The organism is Pseudonocardia kongjuensis, from assembly GCF_039526905.1.
Classification (GTDB): Bacteria; Actinomycetota; Actinomycetes; order Mycobacteriales; family Pseudonocardiaceae; genus Pseudonocardia; species Pseudonocardia kongjuensis.
In genome coordinates, this window is sequence record NZ_BAAAJK010000050.1 from 36,443 (window position 1) to 55,112 (window position 18,670).

General features: G+C 75.9%; 18 protein-coding genes. 17 read left to right on the forward strand and 1 reads right to left on the reverse strand.

What is annotated here, in order from left to right; translation table 11 throughout:
• Window positions 1–212 precede the first annotated feature (212 nt).
• The 14 genes from mihF (at window position 213) to ABD160_RS28855 (ending at window position 14,772) form a co-directional block, all read left to right on the forward strand.
• On the forward strand, window positions 213–527 hold the full coding sequence (mihF, locus tag ABD160_RS28790) for an integration host factor, actinobacterial type (protein ID WP_158092208.1): 315 nt from the start codon (window positions 213–215) through the stop codon (window positions 525–527).
• Window positions 528–539: 12 nt separating this feature from the next.
• Window positions 540–1,154 carry a guanylate kinase gene (gmk, locus tag ABD160_RS28795; protein ID WP_344028348.1) on the forward strand — a complete coding sequence of 205 codons (615 nt, stop codon included), beginning with the start codon at window positions 540–542 and terminating at the stop codon, window positions 1,152–1,154.
• Window positions 1,155–1,190: 36 nt separating this feature from the next.
• Entirely contained in the window at window positions 1,191–1,457 is a 267-nt protein-coding gene (gene rpoZ / locus ABD160_RS28800) for a DNA-directed RNA polymerase subunit omega (RefSeq protein ID WP_344028351.1), read from the forward strand.
• A 9-nt stretch (window positions 1,458–1,466) separates the two neighbouring features.
• Window positions 1,467–2,690 (forward strand): bifunctional phosphopantothenoylcysteine decarboxylase/phosphopantothenate--cysteine ligase CoaBC, encoded by a 1,224-nt coding sequence (gene coaBC / locus ABD160_RS28805; protein ID WP_344028354.1) that lies wholly within the window; start codon window positions 1,467–1,469, stop codon window positions 2,688–2,690.
• Between the two features lie 116 nt (window positions 2,691–2,806).
• On the forward strand, window positions 2,807–3,445 hold the full coding sequence (locus ABD160_RS28810; protein WP_344028357.1) for a hypothetical protein: 639 nt from the start codon (window positions 2,807–2,809) through the stop codon (window positions 3,443–3,445).
• A 306-nt stretch (window positions 3,446–3,751) separates the two neighbouring features.
• Window positions 3,752–4,969, forward strand: a complete 1,218-nt coding sequence (metK, locus tag ABD160_RS28815; RefSeq protein WP_344028361.1) for a methionine adenosyltransferase — start codon at window positions 3,752–3,754, stop codon at window positions 4,967–4,969.
• 164 nt (window positions 4,970–5,133) lie between these two features.
• Complete coding sequence (locus ABD160_RS28820; protein WP_344028364.1) at window positions 5,134–7,233, forward strand: primosomal protein N'; 2,100 nt, start codon at window positions 5,134–5,136, stop codon at window positions 7,231–7,233.
• Between the two features lie 64 nt (window positions 7,234–7,297).
• Entirely contained in the window at window positions 7,298–7,846 is a 549-nt protein-coding gene (gene def, locus ABD160_RS28825; RefSeq protein WP_344028367.1) for a peptide deformylase, read from the forward strand.
• A complete protein-coding gene (fmt, locus tag ABD160_RS28830) occupies window positions 7,843–8,775 on the forward strand; it encodes a methionyl-tRNA formyltransferase (RefSeq protein ID WP_344028369.1) in 933 nt (310 codons plus the stop codon). The genes def and fmt overlap by 4 nt, the downstream gene beginning before the upstream one ends.
• Before the next feature lie 765 nt (window positions 8,776–9,540).
• Window positions 9,541–10,884, forward strand: a complete 1,344-nt coding sequence (locus ABD160_RS28835; RefSeq protein ID WP_425563678.1) for an RsmB/NOP family class I SAM-dependent RNA methyltransferase — start codon at window positions 9,541–9,543, stop codon at window positions 10,882–10,884.
• Between the two features lie 146 nt (window positions 10,885–11,030).
• A complete protein-coding gene (gene rpe / locus ABD160_RS28840; RefSeq protein ID WP_344028432.1) occupies window positions 11,031–11,717 on the forward strand; it encodes a ribulose-phosphate 3-epimerase in 687 nt (228 codons plus the stop codon).
• 59 nt (window positions 11,718–11,776) lie between these two features.
• A complete protein-coding gene (gene ribD, locus ABD160_RS28845; RefSeq protein ID WP_344028435.1) occupies window positions 11,777–12,784 on the forward strand; it encodes a bifunctional diaminohydroxyphosphoribosylaminopyrimidine deaminase/5-amino-6-(5-phosphoribosylamino)uracil reductase RibD in 1,008 nt (335 codons plus the stop codon).
• A gap of 15 nt (window positions 12,785–12,799) precedes the next feature.
• Window positions 12,800–13,438 carry a riboflavin synthase gene (locus ABD160_RS28850; RefSeq protein ID WP_344028372.1) on the forward strand — a complete coding sequence of 213 codons (639 nt, stop codon included), beginning with the start codon at window positions 12,800–12,802 and terminating at the stop codon, window positions 13,436–13,438.
• A gap of 65 nt (window positions 13,439–13,503) precedes the next feature.
• Entirely contained in the window at window positions 13,504–14,772 is a 1,269-nt protein-coding gene (locus ABD160_RS28855) for a bifunctional 3,4-dihydroxy-2-butanone-4-phosphate synthase/GTP cyclohydrolase II (protein WP_344028438.1), read from the forward strand.
• Between the two features lie 61 nt (window positions 14,773–14,833).
• On the opposite strand, the gene ABD160_RS28860 is transcribed toward ABD160_RS28855, so the two are convergent.
• On the reverse strand, window positions 14,834–16,402 hold the full coding sequence (locus tag ABD160_RS28860; RefSeq protein WP_344028375.1) for a caspase family protein: 1,569 nt from the start codon (window positions 16,400–16,402) through the stop codon (window positions 14,834–14,836).
• Between the two features lie 408 nt (window positions 16,403–16,810).
• Here ABD160_RS28860 and ABD160_RS28865 point away from each other — a divergent pair, with 408 nt between their 5' ends.
• The 3 genes from ABD160_RS28865 to ABD160_RS28875 all read left to right on the forward strand — a co-directional run bounded on the left by ABD160_RS28865 (window position 16,811) and on the right by ABD160_RS28875 (window position 18,641).
• Window positions 16,811–17,521, forward strand: a complete 711-nt coding sequence (locus ABD160_RS28865; RefSeq protein WP_344028377.1) for an AfsR/SARP family transcriptional regulator — start codon at window positions 16,811–16,813, stop codon at window positions 17,519–17,521.
• Between the two features lie 65 nt (window positions 17,522–17,586).
• Window positions 17,587–18,078, forward strand: a complete 492-nt coding sequence (ribH, locus tag ABD160_RS28870; protein ID WP_344028380.1) for a 6,7-dimethyl-8-ribityllumazine synthase — start codon at window positions 17,587–17,589, stop codon at window positions 18,076–18,078.
• 155 nt (window positions 18,079–18,233) lie between these two features.
• On the forward strand, window positions 18,234–18,641 hold the full coding sequence (locus ABD160_RS28875; protein WP_425563679.1) for a PH domain-containing protein: 408 nt from the start codon (window positions 18,234–18,236) through the stop codon (window positions 18,639–18,641).
• Window positions 18,642–18,670: the final 29 nt, after the last annotated feature.

Here is an 18,670-nt window from a genome sequence, read left to right on the forward strand (position 1 = left end):
CGTCGGGCCGCCGGACGGCGTGCCGTTGATCACCATGAGGACGGCGAAACCGGTGGTGGGACCCCCATTGACGCCCTACTGGACGTCGTGGGTACGTTCGATCGCGGCTCCGGGGACGTCCCCCGGACGGGTCGGTGCGACCCACCACCCGGCCGCCGCTGCGGCGGCGACGAGAACGACGTGTTCGACACGGAGAGTACGGAGGCAACACCGTGGCCCTTCCCCAGCTGACCGAGGAACAGCGCGCCGCCGCGCTGGAGAAGGCTGCGGCCGCGCGCCGGGCCCGAGCGGAGCTGAAGGACCGTCTCAAGCGCGGCGGCACCACCCTCGAGGAGGTGCTGAAGCAGGCCGAGACCGACGAGGTGCTCGGCAAGATGAAGGTCTCGGCGCTGCTCGAGGCCCTGCCGAACGTCGGCAAGGTCCGTGCGCAGCAGATCATGGAGGAGCTGGAGATCGCGACCAGCCGCCGGCTGCGCGGCCTCGGCGACCGCCAGCGCAAGGCCCTGCTCGACCGCTACCCGAGCTGATCGGCGCATCCCGTGACCGGAACCTCCTCCGCCGTGCGCTCCGAGCAGCCCGGGCGACCGGCCCGCGGGCGGCTGCTCGTGCTGGCCGGTCCGTCCGGCGTGGGGAAGAGCCACGTGGTCGCGGGACTGCGCGAGGCGCTGCCGGAGCTGCTGTTCAGTGTGTCCGCCACCACCCGGCCCCCGCGGCCGGGCGAGGTGGACGGCCGTGACTACCACTTCGTCACCCGCGAGCGGTTCGACGCGCTGATCGAGCGCGGCGACCTGCTCGAGTGGGCCGAGGTGCACGGCGGGCTGCAGCGCTCCGGCACGCCGCGGGAGCCCGTCGAGCAGGCGCTCGGCGCCGGCCGGCCGGTCCTCGTCGAGGTCGACCTGCAGGGCGCCCGGGCGGTGAAGGCACTGGTCCCGGAGGCGCTCACGGTGTTCGTCGCGCCGCCCTCGATGGAGGAGCTGGCCCGCAGGCTGACCGACCGCGGCACCGACACCCCGGAGCAGCGCGAGCGCCGGTTGCGGACCGCGATCGAGGAGATGGCGGCCCGCGACGAGTTCGACGAGGTCGTCGTCAACGACGACCTGCAGACCGTGATCGGCCGGTTGGTAGCATTGGCGGTCGGCCGGGACGCCGTCTGAGGCCCCCGGTCCCCCTTTCGCTTCAGGAGTGAGTACGTGAGCACGCCTACCGGCACCACCGCCCCCGAGGGCATCACCTACCCGCCGATCGACGACCTGCTCGGCCAGGTCAGCTCGAAGTACGCGCTGGTCATCTACGCGGCCAAGCGCGCCCGGCAGATCAACGACTACTACTCGCAGCTCGGCGAGGGCCTGCTGGAGTACGTCGGCCCGCTGGTCGAGCCGGGCCCGCGCGAGAAGCCGCTGTCGATCGCCATGCGCGAGATCCAGTCCGGCATGCTCGAGCACACCGAGGGCGAGTAGCACGCACCGATGCCCGGGACGGCACCTGAGGTCCTGCTCGGCGTCTCGGGCGGGATCGCCGCCTACAAGAGCGCCGAGCTGCTGCGCCGGCTGACCGAGTCCGGTCACGCGGTGCGGGTGATCCCCACCGCCGCCGCACTGCGGTTCGTCGGCGCCGCCACCTTCGAGGCGCTGTCCGGGCGGCCGGTCGCGACCGACGTGTTCAGCGACGTCCACGAGGTCCCGCACGTCGCCCTCGGGCAGCGGGCCGATCTCGTCGTCGTCGCACCGGCCACCGCCGACCTGATGGCCCGCGTCGCGCACGGCCGCGCCGACGACCTGCTCACCGCCGCGCTGCTCACCGCGCGATGTCCGGTGGTGCTCGCCCCCGCGATGCACACCGAGATGTGGGAGCACCCGGCCACCCGGGACAACGTCGCGCTGCTGCGGTCCCGCGGCACCGTCGTGTTGGAGCCCGCCGCGGGCCGGCTCACCGGCGCGGACACCGGCAAGGGCAGGCTGCCCGATCCGGCCGAGATCGCCGACCTGGCCACGCTGCTCCTGGAGCGCCCGGACGCGCTGCCCCGCGACCTGGAGGGCCGGCACGTCGTGGTGAGCGCCGGCGGCACCCGGGAGGCCCTCGATCCGGTCCGCTACCTGGGCAACCGCTCGTCCGGCCGGCAGGGCTGGGCGCTCGCCAGGGTCGCCGCCCAGCGCGGCGCCCGGGTCACCCTGGTCGCCGGGCACACCGCCGATCTCGCCGTCCCGGCCGCGGTCGACGTGGTGCACGCCGGCACCGCGGCCGCGATGGAGACCGCCGTCCGGTCCGCCGCCGCGGACGCCGACGCCGTCGTGATGGCCGCCGCGGTCGCCGACTTCCGGCCCCTGTCCACTGCCACCGACAAGATCAAGCGGGGCAGCGACGAGCCCGCCCCGCTGCGGATGGCGCAGAACGCGGACATCCTCGCCGGGCTGGTGCACGACAGCCCGCGGCCCGGCCAGGTCGTCGTCGGGTTCGCCGCGGAGACCGGCGACGCCGAGGGCGACGTGCTGCACCACGGCCGCGCCAAGCTCGCCCGCAAGGGCTGCGACCTGCTCGTCGTCAACGCCGTCGGCGACGGCAAGGCGTTCGAGACCCTCGACAACGCCGGCTGGCTGCTCGCCCGCGACGGCGGCGAGGAGGAGCTGCCGATGGGCTCCAAGGCCCTGCTGGCCTCCCGGATCTGGGACGCCGTCACCCCGCGCCTGAGCTGAGCCGCACACCCACAGGCCCCGCCGCACACCCGTCGCAGCAGGTGTGCGGCGAGGTCATCGGGTGTGCGGCCGGGTGGCGACGGCGGGGTCAGTCGTCGGCGAAGAACGGGTCCTCGGTGGGGGTGCTCTCGGTGCTCTCGTCGGTGCTGCCGGTCGCCGACGGGGTCGCGCTGCCGGTCGTGGACGGCTGGGTGCGCCGCTCGGCGGCGCCCTCCGGGCCGTCCGACGTCGACCTCGGCGTGCTGCTCGACGGCGTGCTGCTGGAGGGGCTGCTGCTGGAGGGGCTGCTGGTGGACGGGCTGCCGGTCGACGACGAGCGGTCCTCGGCGCGCGGCGCGGTGGACCGCTCGGAGGTGCGCGGCGTGGCGTCCTCGGAGTCGGCCGGGGCGGTCGGCGAGCCGGTCCGCGGCGACGAGCTGCTGGTCGTCGACACGTACTCGGCGACCGCCCAGCCGCCGTACTCCGGAAGCTCGACGAAGCCGTTGCGGGTGTCACCCACCGACGTGGTGTCGCCGCGCTCGCACACCCCGACGATCGGCGCGTCGGTGGCGGGCTCCGAGCGCACGTTCACGCTCGAGGTGCAGGTTCCGGTGCCGGCGGCGGCCGCAGTGCCTGCGATCACACCGGTGGCGGTGACGCCTGCCACTGCCAGCGCGGCGACGGCGGCGGCGATCCGTCGGGAGTTCGGCTTCATCGTGGGACATCCTCCGTGGCGACGACGGTGCAGCACCGCCGTGGAGTCGCGTTTCGTCTGATCGGTGGGCCCGTCCGCGCGGTGCGCGGCGGTACTGTTCCGACCAACGAGTGGGGCGGCGCGCGATTCGCGAGCGGAGCGTCAATCACCCCATCCGGCGACCCTGTGTAGCTGACTTTCAGCGATACTTCACGTTGCGTGCACAGTTGCGTCCTGTGATCTCCGTACCGTCGCCCGATCTGGACTAGGGTCGGTCCCCGGCGGACGCCCCGATCGCGGAAGCGTCCGGACGAGCGCGGCCGCCCGAGGCGCGTCGCGCCGGAGTGAAGGCAGCACCACGACAGCACCACAACAGCACCACAACGGGATGGAGAAACTGCGCGTGTCGAACACGAGCCGCCGTCTGTTCACGAGCGAATCGGTCACCGAGGGCCACCCCGACAAGATCTGTGACGCGATCAGCGACACGATCCTCGACGCGATGCTCGCGCAAGACCCGAGCAGCCGGGTGGCCGTCGAGACCATGGTGACCACCGGGCAGGTGCACGTCGCCGGTGAGGTCACGACCAACGCCTACGTCGAGATCCCGCAGCTGGTCCGGGACCGCATCCTGGAGATCGGGTACGACTCGTCCGCGAAGGGCTTCGACGGCACCTCCTGCGGCGTGAACATCGCGATCGGCGCGCAGTCGCCGGACATCGCGCAGGGTGTCGACACCGCCTACGAGAAGCGCGTCGAGTCCGCCGAGGACGAGATCGCCAAGCAGGGCGCGGGCGACCAGGGCCTGATGTTCGGCTACGCCTGCGAGGACACCCCGGAGCTCATGCCGCTCCCGATCGCGCTGGCCCACCGGCTCGCCCGCAGGCTGACCGAGGTCCGGAAGAACGGCACGCTGCCCTACCTGCGTGCCGACGGCAAGACCCAGGTCACCATCGACTACGAGGGCGACAAGCCGGCCCGGCTGGACACCGTCGTGTTGTCCTCCCAGCACGCCGCGGACGTCGACCTCGACGGCATGCTCGCCCCCGACATCCTCAAGCACGTCGTGACCCCCGAGGTCGAGGCGCTCGGCTGGGACCCGTCCGAGCCGCGGCTGCTGATCAACCCGACCGGCCGCTTCGTGCTGGGCGGGCCGATGGGCGACGCGGGCCTGACCGGCCGCAAGATCATCGTCGACACCTACGGCGGCATGGCCCGCCACGGCGGCGGTGCCTTCTCCGGCAAGGACCCGTCGAAGGTCGACCGCTCCGCCGCCTACGCGATGCGCTGGGTCGCCAAGAACGCCGTCGCCGCCGGGCTCGCCGGGCGGATCGAGGTGCAGGTCGCGTACGCGATCGGCAAGGCCGCCCCGGTCGGCCTGTTCGTGGAGACCTTCGGCACCGAGAACGTCGACCCGGCGAAGATCCAGGCCGCCATCGAGGAGGTCTTCGACCTGCGCCCGGCCGCGATCATCCGCGACCTGAAGCTGCTGCGCCCGATCTACACCCCGACCGCCGCGTACGGCCACTTCGGCCGCACCGACGTCGAGCTCCCGTGGGAGGACACCTCCCGCGCCGACGCGCTCAAGTCGGCCGTCGGGGCCTGACCGCCCGCACGACGCCCGTGGCCGGGTCCGCACCGCGCGGACCCGGCCACGCGCACGTCACCGGCCGGTCGCCGGGGTCCCGCCGTCCGGTCAGGGCCCGTCCCGCCACCCCGGCCGGGTGTCCGTCCGACCGGTGCGTCGGAGGCGTCTGGTAGACCCTGGCCGTGAGCTCTCCCGCGACCGCACGTCCCGCCGGGGCGGCGCGCCCCCGGCGTCCCGCGCGCAACCGCGGCGAGTGGCAGGAGGCGGCGGCGCTGCCGGTGGCCCGGATCGTCGTCGACGTCCCGCTGCCGCACCTGGACCGGCCCTTCGACTACCGGGTGCCGACCCACCTCGACGACGTCGCCGTCCCCGGCGTCCGGGTCCGGGTCCGGTTCGCCGGCCGGATGGTCGACGGCTACCTGCTGGAGCGCGCCGGGTCCTCCGGGCACGACGGCAGGCTCGCCTGGGTGGACAAGGTGGTCTCCGCCGAGCCGGTCCTGACCCCCGAGGTCGCCGGGCTCGCCCGCGCCGTCGCCGACCGGTGTGCCGGGGTGCTCGCCGACGTGCTCCGGCTCGCCGTGCCCGCCCGGCACGCCCGCGTCGAGTCGGAGACCCCGCGGGCCCGGACCACCGCCGAGCCGGAGCCGCCCGACCCGGCGGGCTGGTCGGCCTACCCGCGCGGCGGCGCGCTGCTCGACGCGCTCGCCGGGGGCCGCGCCGCGCACGCCGTCTGGCAGCCGCTGCCCGGCGAGGACTGGGCGGTGCGGCTCGCCGAGGCCGCGGCCGCGACCCGCACCGCAGGCCGGTCCGCGCTGCTCGTCGTGCCCGACCAGCGCGACGTCGACCGGCTGCACGCGGCCTGCGCCGCGCTGCTCGGCGAGGACGCGGTCGTCGCGCTCACCGCCGAGCTCGGCCCGGCCGAGCGCTACCGGCGGTGGCTGGCGGTGCGGCGGGGGAGCGTCCGGGTGGTCGTCGGGACCCGCTCCGCCGCGTTCGCCCCGCTCGGTGAGCTGGGCCTGCTCGCCGTGTGGGACGACGGCGACGACTCGCACTCCGAGCCGCGTGCGCCGTACCCGCAGGTCCGCGACGTGCTGGTGCTGCGCGCGCACCGGGAGGGCGCCGCCGTGCTGGTGGCCGGCTTCGCCCGCACCGCGGAGGCCCAGCTGCTGGTGCAGTCCGGCTGGGCGCTGGCGGTGCTCGCCGACCGGGCGACGGTGCGGGCCCGCGCACCGCGGGTCACCGCGATCGGCGAGACCGACACCCAGCTGGTGCGCGATCCGGCCGCCCGGGCCGCCCGGGTCCCGGGGGTCGCGTTCGAGGCGGCCCGCGCGGCGCTGGCCGCCGGGCGCCCGGTGCTGGTGCAGGTGCCGCGCTCGGGCTACCTGCCGTTCCTGGCGTGCGCCTCCTGCCGGGAGGCCGCCCGCTGCCGGCACTGCGCCGGGCCGCTCGGGCTGCCCCGGCCCCGTTCCGGCGGGACCGACGCGGCCGCCGGGCTGCCGGCCTGCCGGTGGTGCGGCCGGGTCGAGCCCGGCTTCCGCTGCGGCAACTGCGCGTCGCGCCGGCTGCGGGCCGGGGTGGTCGGCGCCGGCCGCACCGCGGAGGAGCTGGGCCGGGCGTTCCCCGGGACCACCGTGCGCACCTCCGGCGGCGGCGCCCCGATCGTCGACGACGTCCCGGCCGGGCCGTCGCTGGTGGTCGCGACCCCGGGGGCAGAGCCGGTCGCCGAGGGCGGCTACGGCGCGGCGCTGCTGCTGGACGGCTGGGCGATGCTGGCCCGGCCGGACCTGCGGGTCGCCGAGGAGACGCTGCGCCGCTGGTTCGCCGCGGCCGCCGGGGTGGTCGCGCACACCGACGGCGGCCGGGTGGTGGTCGTCGCCGACTCCGGTATCCCCACCGTGCAGGCACTGGTCCGCTGGGACCCGGCCGGGCACGCCGAGGCCGAGCTGGCCGAGCGCGCCGACGTCGGGTTCCCGCCCGCCGTCCGGATGGCCGCGGTCGAGGGCCCGCCCGCCGCCGTCGCCGAGATCTGCGACGCGGTGCTCGATCCGGACCGGGACCCGCCGCGCGGGGTCGAGTTGCTGGGGCCGGTGGAGATCGACCCGCCGGAGCGTCCGGGGCGCGGCGCCGGCCGCGACGAGATCCGGGAGCGCGCGCTGCTGCGGGTGCCCCGCGACGCCGGGCGGCGGCTGGCGGCCGCCCTGCACGACGCCCAGGCGCTGCGCACGGCCCGCAAGGCGGCCGACGCGGTGCGGGTGCGGATGGATCCGGGGGAGATCGAGTAACCCCGCCCGGCCCCAATGGCACAATCGGTTCCCCACCCACCACCCACCGTCCGCGAGGAGAACCGTGCCCATCCAGCCCGTCCGGCTGTTCGGAGACCCCGTGCTCCGCACCCGTGCCACCGAGGTCACGGACTTCGACGCGGAGCTGCGCAAGCTGGTCACCGATCTCACCGACACGATGCACGACGAGGGCGGCGCCGGCCTGGCCGCGCCGCAGATCGGCGTCGGCAAGCGGGTGTTCGTCTACGACTGCGACGGCTTCACCGGGCACCTGGTGAACCCCACCTGGGAGGCGGTCGGCGACGAGGACCAGATCGGCATGGAGGGCTGCCTGTCCATCCCCGGCTTCGGCTGGGACTGCCGGCGCAAGCTGACCGTGGTCGCCCGCGGCTGGGACATGCACGGCGAGCCGCTGGTCGTCGAGGGGTCGGAGCTGCTGGCCCGGTGCATCCAGCACGAGACCGACCATCTCGACGGCGTGCTGTTCATCGACCGGCTCGACGCCGAGACCCGCAAGGAGGCCATGCGGGCGATCCGGGAGGCCGAGTGGTTCGGCGAACCGGCACCGACGGTGCAGGTCAGCCCGCACCCGCTGTTCGGCAAGGCTCGATGAGGCTGCTCTTCGCCGGCACGCCGGCGCCGGCCGTCCCGGCGCTGCGGGCGCTGCTGGACTCGCCGCGGCACGAGGTGGTCGCCGTGCTGACCCGGCCGGACGCGCCGTCCGGCCGCGGCCGCAGGCTGACCCGGTCACCGGTGGGCGAGCTCGCCGACGCCGCCGGCCTGCCGGTGCTCACCCCGGCCCGGCCGTCCGAGCCGGAGTTCCTCGCCGCGCTCCGCGAGCTGGCACCGGACTGCGCACCGGTCGTCGCCTACGGGGCGCTGCTCCCGCGGTCCGTGCTCGACGTGCCCGCCCACGGCTGGGTGAACCTGCACTTCTCGCTGCTGCCCGCCTGGCGCGGCGCGGCCCCGGTGCAGGCGGCGATCCGGCACGGCGACGACGTGACCGGCGCCACGACCTTCCGGCTCGAGGAGGGCATGGACACCGGGCCGACGTTCGGTGTCGTCACCGAGACCGTCGGCCCCACCGACACCGCGGGCACGCTGCTGGGCAGGCTCGCCGAGTCCGGCGCCAAGCTGCTCGCCGCCACCCTCGACGGCATCGAGGACGGCACCGTGACCGCCGTGCCGCAACCGGCGGACGGGATCACGTTCGCCCCGAAGGTCAGCACCGCCGACGCCCGGGTGCCGGTCGGGGCACCCGCCACCGCGGTCGACCGGCTGATCCGGTCGGTGACCCCGGAGCCGGGCGCCTGGTACGAGTTCCGCGGCGAGCGGCTCGGCGTCGGCCCGGTCCGCCCGCTGCGCACCGGCGAGCTGGAGCTCGCCCCCGGAGAGCTGCGGGTGGAGCGCCGCCGGGTGCTGGCCGGCACCGCCACCGTCCCGGTCGAGCTGGGCGAGGTGAAGCCGAAGGGCAAGCGCCTGATGGCGGCGCCGGACTGGGCCCGGGGCGCCCGGATCGAGCCGGGCGAACACCTGAGCTGACCCGCCGCGACGCCGGACGATCCCGGCGGCGGGCACCGACGACGAGCGAGGACGGCCGGAACCATCCGGCCGAGGCGGGACGACCGCCGAGGAGACGACGTGAGCGAGCAGGACCCCGGAACCCGACCGGGCGACGACCGGCCCGACCGGCCCGACCGTGACGGCCCGCGCGACCGCGGTGAGCGCCGTGACCGGGGCGGCCGTGCCGACCGGGGCGGCCCTGCCGACCGGGGCAACCGTGCTGACCGGCCCCGCCGGGACGACCGGTCCGGCTCGGGCTGGTCCGGCGGCGGGCAGCGCCCGGACCGCGCCGCCCCCGGCGGCGGCCGGGGGACCGGCGGCGGCCATGGCGGCGGTCCGCGCCGGGACCGGGACGGTGGTCCGGGTGCCGGTCCGCGCCGGGACCGGGATGGCGGTCCGGGTGCCGGTCCGCGCCGGGACCGGGACGGCGGCCCGGGAGCCGGTGCGCGTCGCGAGGGTGGCCCGGGTGGCGGATCCCGCCGGGAGCCGGATTCCGGTCCGCGCCGCGACTCCGGCTCCGGGGCCGGTCCGCGCCGCGACTCCGGCTCCGCTCCGCGCCGCGACTCCGCGCCGCGCCGGGACCGGGACTCCGGTTCCGCCCCGCGCCGCGACCCGCGCCGGGACCGCACCGCGGGCGGCCGCCGCGAGCGCACCGCAGGCCCGCGCAACGCCGGCCCGCCGCGCGGTCGCACCGGCTCCGGCCGCCCCCCGGCGGGCGACCCGGCCCGCCAGGCCGCCTACGACCTGCTCACCGCGGTGCGCGAGCGCGACGCCTACGCCAACCTGGCGCTGCCCGGCATCCTGCGCCGGCACGGGCTGCGCGACCGCGACGCCGCGCTCGCCACCGAGCTGGGCTACGGCACCCTGCGCGCCCAGGGCCTGCTCGACGCGATCATCGACGAGTGCACCGACCGGCCGCTCGCCAAGATCGAGCACGCGCTGCTCGACGCGCTGCGCCTCGGCGCCTACCAGCTGCTGCGCACCCGGGTGCCGTCGCACGCCGCCGTCTCCACCTGCGTCGACCTGGTGCGCGGTGAGCACGGCGCGCAGTCGGCCGGGTTCGTCAACGCGGTGCTGCGCCGGATCGGCGAGCACGACGAGCCGACCTGGCTGGACCGGCTCGCCCCGGACCCGGCGCAGGACCCGGTCGGCGCCGCCGCGCTGCGGCACGCCCATCCGCGCTGGATCGCGCAGGCGTTCGCCGACGCGCTCGGCGACACCGGCGACGAGCTGACCGCCGCGCTGGCCGCCGACGACGCCCGCCCGCGGGTGCACCTGCTGGCCCGGCCGGGCGAGATCTCCGCGGAGGAGCTGGCGCTGGCGACCGGCGGGGAGGAGGCGCCGTGGTCGCCCTACGGGGTGCACCTGGAGCCGGGCAGCGGCGAGATCGGTGAGCTCGACGCCGTCGCCGAGGGACTGGCCGTGGTGCAGGACGAGGGCAGCCAGCTCGTCGCGGCCGCGCTCGCCAGGGCCGAGCTGGTCGGCGAGGACACCGGCCGCTGGCTCGACCTGTGCGCCGGCCCCGGCGGCAAGGCCGCGCTGCTCGGCGGCCTGGTCGCCGCGCTCGGCGGCACCCTCGACGCGGTCGAGTCAGCCGAGCGTCGCGCCGACCTGGTCCGGAAGGCGACCGCCGAGCTGCCGGTCACCGTGCACGTGGCCGACGGCCGGGAGTCCGGCCTGCCCGACGGCACCTTCGACCGGGTGCTGGTCGACGCCCCGTGCACCGGGCTCGGCGCCCTGCGCCGCCGCCCGGAGGCGCGCTGGCGGCGCCGCCCCGAGGACACCGCGGCGCTCACCCGGCTGCAGCGCGAGCTGCTCGTCGCGGCGCTGCGGCTGGTCCGGCCCGGCGGCGTCGTCGGCTACGTGACCTGCTCGCCGCACGTGTCGGAGACCGTGGGCGTGGTCGGGCGGATCGTCGGCCGGGAGGGGCGCCCCGGCCCGGCCGGTCCGGTCGAGCAGCTGGACGCCCGGACCGTCCTGCCGGACGGCATGCCCGGACTGGGCGACGGGCCGTCGGTGCAGCTGTGGCCGCACCGGCACGGGACCGACGCGATGTTCCTCGCGCTGCTGCGCCGCCCCGCCGGCTGAGCGGCACCCGGGGCGGCACCGGGCCGGGCCGGGTCGGGCCGGATCGGCGCCGCGGGCCCGGTTCCCCCGTGCCGGATGTGATCCCTCCCTCGCACGGGGGTGCCGGAGGCCGTGCCGGGCAGGGATAGCCTGCGGGCGTGCACCCGATGATCGCACCCAGCATCCTGTCTGCGGACTTCGCGCGGCTCGCCGACGAGGCCGCCGCCGTCGGTCCCCGCGGGGACGAACCGGGGGCCGACTGGCTGCACGTCGACGTGATGGACGCGCACTTCGTGCCGAACCTGACGCTCGGCCTCCCGGTGGTGCAGAGCCTGGAGTCGGCCACCGGCATCCCGCTGGACTGCCACCTCATGATCGAGGACCCGGACCGCTGGGCCCCCGGCTACGCCGAGGCGGGCGCCCGGAACGTGACGGTGCACGTCGAGGCCGCCCGCGATCCGGTGATGCTGGCGAAGAACCTGCGCGCGGCCGGGTCGCTGGCCGGGCTGTCGATCAAGCCGGGCACCCCGCTGGAGCCCTGGGTCGACGTGCTGCGGCACTACGACACGCTGCTGGTGATGAGCGTCGAGCCCGGCTTCGGCGGGCAGAGCTTCATCCCCGAGGTGCTGGAGAAGGTCCGGGCCGCCCGCCGGCTCGTCGACACCGGGCACCTGCGGCTGCTCGTCGAGATCGACGGCGGGATCAACGCCGACACGATCGAGCAGGCCGCCGAGGCGGGCGTCGACTGCTTCGTCGCGGGCTCGGCGGTCTACGGCGCGGACGACCCGGGGCGCGCCGTCGCGGCCCTGCGTGAGCGCGTGCGCACGGCCAACCCGCACCGCTGGGCCGGCTGAACCGGACCGATCCGGTGAGCACCGCGCCGCACCAGACGTCCGTCGCCGTCACGGACGCCATGCGCCGCGCGCTGGCCGCGTCCGACCTGGTGCACGGCCGCACCAGCCCGAACCCGGCGGTCGGCTGCGTCGTGCTGGACCGGACCGGCGCCGTGGCCGGCACCGGCGCCACCGCCCCGCCCGGCGGCCCGCACGCCGAGCGCACCGCGCTCGCCGAGGCGGGCGACCGCGCCGCCGGCGGCACCGCCGTCGTCACCCTCGAACCGTGCAACCACCACGGCCGCACCCCGCCGTGCGTCGACGCGCTGCTCGACGCCGGGATCGTCCGGGTGCACGCCGCGCTCACCGACCCGAACCCGATCGCCGCCGGCGGCCTGGACCGGCTCCGCGCCGCCGGCGTGGACGTGACGCTCGGCACACTCGCCGACGAGGTCGCCCGCGGTCCGCTGCGCGGCTGGCTGCACCGGCAGCGGACCGGGCGACCGCACGTGACCTGGAAGGTCGCCACCACCCTGGACGGCCGGGTCGCCGCCGCCGACGGGACCAGCCGCTGGATCACCGGCCCGCAGGCCCGCGGCGAGGTGCACGACCTGCGGCGCAGGATGGACGCCATCGTCGCCGGTACCGGTACCGTCCTCGCCGACGACCCGGCACTGACCGCCCGCCACCCGGACGGCACCCTGTTCGCCGACCAGCCGCTGCGGGTGGTCGTCGGGCACCGGGACATCCCACCCGGGGCGCGGCTCCGCACCGACGGCGCGGCCCCGACCCTGCACCTGCGGACCCGCGACCCGGCCGAGGTGCTGGCCGATCCCGCGATACGGGACGTCGTCGACGTCCTGCTGGAGGGTGGGCCGATACTGGCGGGTGCCTTCGTCGCCGCGGGCGTCGTGGACCGGGTGCTGGTGCACCTGGCCCCGGCACTGCTCGGCGAGGGACCCCAGGCGCTCGGCGCCGCGGGTGTGGGAACGATCGCGGACATCGTGCGGTTGCAGGTGGACGAGGTCCGCCGCGCCGGCGGCGACGTGGTCATCGACGCACGACCGGCCTCCGGGCAGGTCGGGTAGCAGGAGGCAACGAGGATGTTCACCGGCATCGTGGAGGAGGTCGGCGAGGTCGTCGACGTCCGGACGGACGACGACGTCGTCGTGCTGACCGTGCGTGCCGCACTGGCCGCCGAGGTCGGGCACGGCGAGTCGGTCGCGGTGAACGGCTGCTGCCTCACGGCCGTCGTACCGGAGGGGACCGGCCCGGGGCCGACGCTCACCCTGGAACTGGTCCCCGAGACGCTCAAGCGCACCTCGCTCGGCGCGGTCGCCCCCGGATCCGGGGTCAACCTGGAGCGGGCCGTCCCGGCCGGCGGCCGGCTGGACGGGCACATCGTGCAGGGGCACGTCGACGGCGTCGGGACGCTGGTCTCCCGTGACCCGGGGGAGCGCAGCGACGCGCTGCGCTTCTCGCTGCCCGCCGAGCTGTCCCGCTACGTCGTGGAGAAGGGCTCGATCGCCGTCGACGGCGTGTCGCTGACCGTCGCCGCGGTGTACCCGGACGGTTTCGGTGTGGCGCTGATCCCGACGACGCTGGCCGACACCACCCTCGGCGCGCGCACTCCGGGCGACCCGGTCAACCTGGAGGTCGACGTGATCGCGAAGTACGTGGAACGGATGACCGCGGGGTACCTGCAGGGCCCCGGGTCCGGAACGGAAGGGGCCGCCCGGTGAGCGAGCCGTCGAACACCCCGGGCGGGAACGTCTCGGGCAAGCTGCCGGAGAACCCGCACACCGCGATGACGCCGGCCGAGCGGGCCGAGCGGTTCGCGCTGATCGAGAAGGCGATCGCGGACATCGCGGAGGGCAAGGCCGTCGTCGTGATGGACGACGAGGACCGCGAGAACGAGGGCGACCTGATCTTCGCCGCGGCCCGGGCCACCCCCGAGCTGCTGGCCTTCACCGTCCGCTACACCTCGGGCTACGTCTGCGTGGCGATCACCGAGGAGACCTGTGACCGGCTCGACCTGCCGCCGATGCACCACACCAACCGGGACTCCTTCCGCACCGCGTACACGGTCACCGTGGACGCCAAGGAGGGCGTGACCACCGGCATCTCGGCGCAGGACCGGGCGCACACCATCCGGCTGCTGGCCGACCCGGCGACCGAGGCCGCCGAGCTGGTGCGGCCCGGGCACGTGCTGCCGCTGCAGGCCCGCGAGGGCGGCGTGCTGCGCAGGCCCGGTCACACCGAGGCCGCGGTCGACCTGGCCCGGATGGCCGGGCTGCCCCCGGCCGGTGCGCTCTGCGAGATCGTCTCGGAGAAGAACGAGGGCGACATGGCCCGCGGCGAGGAGCTCGGCGTCTTCGCCGCCGACCACGACCTCACGCTGATCACGATCGCCGACCTGATCGCCTACCGGCGCCGCTTCGAGAAGCACATCGAGCGGGTCGCGACCGCCCGGATCCCGACCGGGCACGGCGACTTCCTGGCCTACGGCTACGACTCGCTGCTCGACGGCGTCGAGCACATCGCGATGGTGATGGGCGACGTCGGCACCCCCGCCGACGACGGCGAGGACGTGCTCGTCCGGGTGCACTCCGAGTGCCTGACCGGGGACGTGCTCGGCTCGCTGCGCTGCGACTGCGGCCCGCAGCTCGACGCCGCGCTGGAGGCGGTGGCCCGGGAGGGCCGCGGTGTCGTGCTCTACATGCGCGGGCACGAGGGCCGCGGGATCGGCCTGCTGCACAAGCTGCAGGCCTACCAGCTGCAGGAGGCCGGCGCCGACACGGTCGACGCGAACCTGGCGATGGGGCTGCCCGCCGACGCCCGCGACTACGGCATCGGCGCCCAGATCCTGGCCGACCTGGGCGTCGTGTCGATGCGGCTGCTCACCAACAACCCGGACAAGCGGGCCGGGCTGGAGGGCTACGGCCTGCGCGTCGTCGGCCGCGAGGCGATGCCGGTCCGCCCGACCCCGCAGAACCTGCGCTACCTGCGGACCAAGCGCGACCGGATGGGGCACGACCTGCCCGACCTGGGCGGGCTGGCCGATCCCGGGCGCTGATCCGCTGATCCGCTGATGTGGCGGCCCGGGGCGCGGGACCGGCCCGCGCCCCGGGCGTCCGTCACCTGCCGCCGACCTCGGCCAGCACCGTCTCGCCGAACGTGCGGACCCGCTGCGCGTCCGCGGACCGGACCCGGCCGGGCAGCTCCCGCCGGCCGGAGCGGGTCAGCTCGTCGAGCACCTGCAGGCCCGCCTCCAGCGCGATCGGGATGAGATCCAGCCAGCCCTTCGCGGCCGGGTCCTTCAGCGACGGCGCCGAGCCGCCGGTGACGAACCCGTCACGGGTCAGCTCGTCGTAGATGCCCGACCCGAGCTGGATGAGCGTCGGGATGAGGTCCAGCCAGTCCTTCGCGGTGTCCGGGGACACCTCGGCCGGCAGCGCCCGGCGGCGCTCCGCGGGCAGGTTCCCGGACTTGCTCAGCGCGTCGTAGATCTCGGCGCCGAGGCTGATCGCCAGCGGGATGAACTCGAGCCACTTCTGCCGCTGCCCCGGATCGGACGTGGCGACCGAGCGACCCGCCGGATCCTGGATCCGGTAGCCCTCCTTGGTGAACGCGTCGACCAGCTGCATCCCGATGTTGATCGCCATCGGGAGCAGCTCGATCCACTTCTCCTGCGACCCGCCCTGCGGGTCGGTGCTGCGGTTCACGGTCATCGTGGGGTCCTCCCATGTGTCGAGCCACTCGTGGAGCCGGTCGGACCAGGAGCCGGCCGACCCGTTCTGGGCCGGCGTCTGCGCCGGCGTCGGGGAACCGGTCGCGGACGGCGCCGCGACGGTGAGCGGGCGCTGGCGTACGAACGCGGTCGAGTACTCGCCGGCCTGCGACAGCTGCGGGGACTGGGTGAACGGCAGCAACCGGCTGATCTCGGTGTGCAGCCGCTCGTGGTCGCCGTCGAACACGCCCTCCTGCCAGACCTCGAGCAGCTTCTCGGTGAACAGCCCGTTCACGTCGCCGTCGAGCGAGACCTGGTTGTCGGCGCAGCCGCTGATCAGCAGCACCGACGCGCCGGTGGCGATGTCCCGCAACCGCGGGACGGCGTCGTAGAACGCCCGGTGCGCGAGGTAGTCGGCGACCTGGTTGCGGTACGGCATCGCCCGGGCCCGCGGCCGGGCGTTCTCCAGCCCGGGCATCGAGCGGGCGAGCAGCGGTAGCGCCTGCAGGGTGCCCTGCAGCGTGGCGTCGACCAGCTCCCCGGCGAGGTCCTTGATGACCGACCCGGAGTGGCAGCTGTCGGAGAGCACCAGGATCCGGCAGCCGTCCGCGAAGCGCTCCCACAGCGCGCCGAGCTCGTCGTCGACGAGCTGCCGGTCGTAGAGCACCCAGGTCTCGTTCAGGCCGTCCGGCTCGCCGGGGTCCGGGATCTGGGAACCGTGCCCGGAGTAGGTGAGGAACAGGATCCCGCCCGGATCCAGGGTGCGGGCCGCGTCCCGGATCGCGCCGGTGACGGTCGCCGCGGTGGCCCGCTCGGAGAGCAGCACCGTGCTGCGCGACCCGTCGAAGCCGGCCCGCGCGGCGATCCGCTGCATGGCGCGGGCGTCGTTCTCGCAGCCGCGCAGGGTCAGCGGATCACCGTAGACGCCGGGATCGACCCGGTTGAGGCCGATGTGGATGGAGACGTCCTGTGCCATGCGCAACCTCCGTCGGTGTGGCCGGGCCGACTGCCCCGCGACTGCCTCGCGTGCCGCCGGGGACTGTCCCGGCCGGTCGTCGCCGGGGCGTGCGCACCGGGTCGCCGGGGCGTCACCCGGGCGTCCCTGCCGCGTCACCGGTGCGTCTCCGGCGCGTCCCCGGTGCGTCCCGGCGGGGTCCCGGGCACCGCGCAGCCAGTGGGTGGCCCGGGTTCCGCGGCCGGGTGCCCGGGTGCCGGGCCGGCGGCACCGCGTCCGGCGGCCCACGCGCCGGTGACGCCGCAGCGACCCGCCGGTGACGCCCCGATGTCGGAACGGTCACGGATGGATTACCGCACGTTGTCGATGCAGCGTTGCGGATCACAACGGAACACTCCGTGCGTACGTCGGTTCGTGACGGGGGGCGCTGTGGACGACGTCGGGGCCGGCGGCGTGATCGGGCTCGAGCTGCTGGGGGTGTTCCGGATCCACTGCGACGGCGCGACCGTCACCCTGCCGGTGGCGGCGCAGCGGGTGACCGCGCTGGTCGCGCTGTCCGCGCACGGCATCCACCGGGCCGGCGCGGCCGAGACGCTCTGGCCGGACAGCGCCCGCCGCCGGGCGGCGGCCAACCTGCGCTCCGCGCTGTGGCACGTCCGGCGCCGGATCGGCCCGGCCGTCCTGCCCGCCGGATCGGCCCGGCTGCGGCTCGATCCCTCGGTCCGGGTCGACGTGGTCGAGCTGGCCGACCGGGTGCGGACCCGCCGGGTGCGCGCCGACGGCGCGGAGCTGCCGGCCCGGCTGGCCCGCCGGCTGCTCGACGACTGGCCGGACGCCTGGCTGGCGCCCGAGCGGCTGCGCTGGGACCAGGTCCGGCTGCACGCGCTCGAACAGCTGGCGGCCGAGCAGCTCGCGGCCGGCCGGCACCTGGCCGCGCTGGAGGCCGCGATGACCGCGGTGGCCGTCGAGCCGATGCGGGAGAGCGCGCACCGGCTGGTCGTCCAGGTGCTGATCGACGAGGGCAACCCGGCCTGCGCGGTCCGTCACTACCAGCGCTTCCGCAGCCTCGTGCAGCGGGAGCTGGGGGTCGTGCCGTCCCGGCAGATGACCCGGCTGATCGCGCCGCTGGTGTCCGGCTGAACGGCGGCCGTCCCGGCGGAGGACCCGGTCCGGCGTGGATCGGACCGGGAGGCGAGAATCGACCCATGAGCGGTGAGGGCAGGCCCGCCGGGGCCGCACAGCTGGACGCGACCGGACTGCGGGTGGGTGTGGTCGCCGCCCGGTGGCACGCCGAGATCGTGGACACCCTGCTGGAGCGGGCGGTCGCCACGGCCAGGGACGCCGGCGCCGAGCCGACCGTGGTCCGGGTGCCGGGCACCATCGAGCTCCCGGTGGTCGCCCAGCAGCTGGCCCGCTCGCACGACGTGGTGGTGGCGCTGGGCGTCGTCGTCCGTGGCGGCACCCCGCACTTCGAGTACGTGTGCGACGCGGTCACCGCGGGGCTCACCCGGGTCGCGCTGGACGAGTCCACCCCGGTCGGGAACGGCGTGCTCACCACCGACACGGTCGAGCAGGCGGTGGACCGGTCCGGTGCGCCCGGCGCGCCGGAGGACAAGGGGGCCGAGGCCTGCACCGCGGCCCTGGAATCGGCGCTGGTGCTGCGCGAGCTGCGGGCCGGCGCCGGGGTGCAGACATGAGCGCCGGCCCCGACCGGGCCGGGCGGGAAGGACCTTCCGTGACCGAGCAGCCGCCCCCGGACAGCGGGACCGGCGAGACCCCCGAGCAGCCGCGGGCCGCGGCCCCGGCACCGGCCGGACCCGGCCCGGACGCCGTCACCCTCCGCCCGCGGGCGATCCTGATCACCGCGTGGGTCTGCGCGGTCGCGGTGATGGTCTTCTTCGCCGTGGTCGCGTACCTGATGCCGTCCGAGGACACCGGCGTGATCTTCCGCCCGGTGGACCAGGCGTCGATGATGGTGATCGGTGCATTCGTCGCGGGCGGGCTGCTGCTGATGGCGCGGCCCCGGGTGCGCGCCGACGGGCACGGCATCGAGATCCGCAACGTGGTGCTGACCCGCTGGTTCCCGTGGCCGGAGGTGTACGGCATCTCGTTCCCGGACGGCGCCTCCTCGGCCCGGCTGGAGCTGCCCGACGACGAGTACCACCCGATCCTCGCCGTCCAGGCCGTCGATCGCGGGCTCGCCGTGCGCAACGTCCGCACGCTGCGCGACCTGCACCGCGACGCGGTCCGCAGGGGCTGACCCGGGCCGGACCGGTCCGGGGCCGGGCA

What these genes read in the sequence shown, in the direction of transcription:
- coaBC (WP_344028354.1), top strand. Translation starts at nt 1,467, where the DNA reads ATGCCCGGGACGGCACCTGAGGTCCTGCTCGGCGTCTCGGGCGGGATC.
- metK (WP_344028361.1), top strand. Translation starts at nt 3,752, where the DNA reads ATGGAGAAACTGCGCGTGTCGAACACGAGCCGCCGTCTGTTCACGAGC.
- fmt (WP_344028369.1), top strand. Translation starts at nt 7,843, where the DNA reads ATGAGGCTGCTCTTCGCCGGCACGCCGGCGCCGGCCGTCCCGGCGCTG.
- rpe (WP_344028432.1), top strand. Translation starts at nt 11,031, where the DNA reads ATGATCGCACCCAGCATCCTGTCTGCGGACTTCGCGCGGCTCGCCGAC.
- ribD (WP_344028435.1), top strand. Translation starts at nt 11,777, where the DNA reads ATGCGCCGCGCGCTGGCCGCGTCCGACCTGGTGCACGGCCGCACCAGC.
- ABD160_RS28850 (WP_344028372.1), top strand. Translation starts at nt 12,800, where the DNA reads ATGTTCACCGGCATCGTGGAGGAGGTCGGCGAGGTCGTCGACGTCCGG.
- ABD160_RS28855 (WP_344028438.1), top strand. Translation starts at nt 13,504, where the DNA reads ATGACGCCGGCCGAGCGGGCCGAGCGGTTCGCGCTGATCGAGAAGGCG.
- ABD160_RS28860 (WP_344028375.1), bottom strand. Translation starts at nt 16,402, where the DNA reads ATGGCACAGGACGTCTCCATCCACATCGGCCTCAACCGGGTCGATCCC.
- ribH (WP_344028380.1), top strand. Translation starts at nt 17,587, where the DNA reads ATGAGCGGTGAGGGCAGGCCCGCCGGGGCCGCACAGCTGGACGCGACC.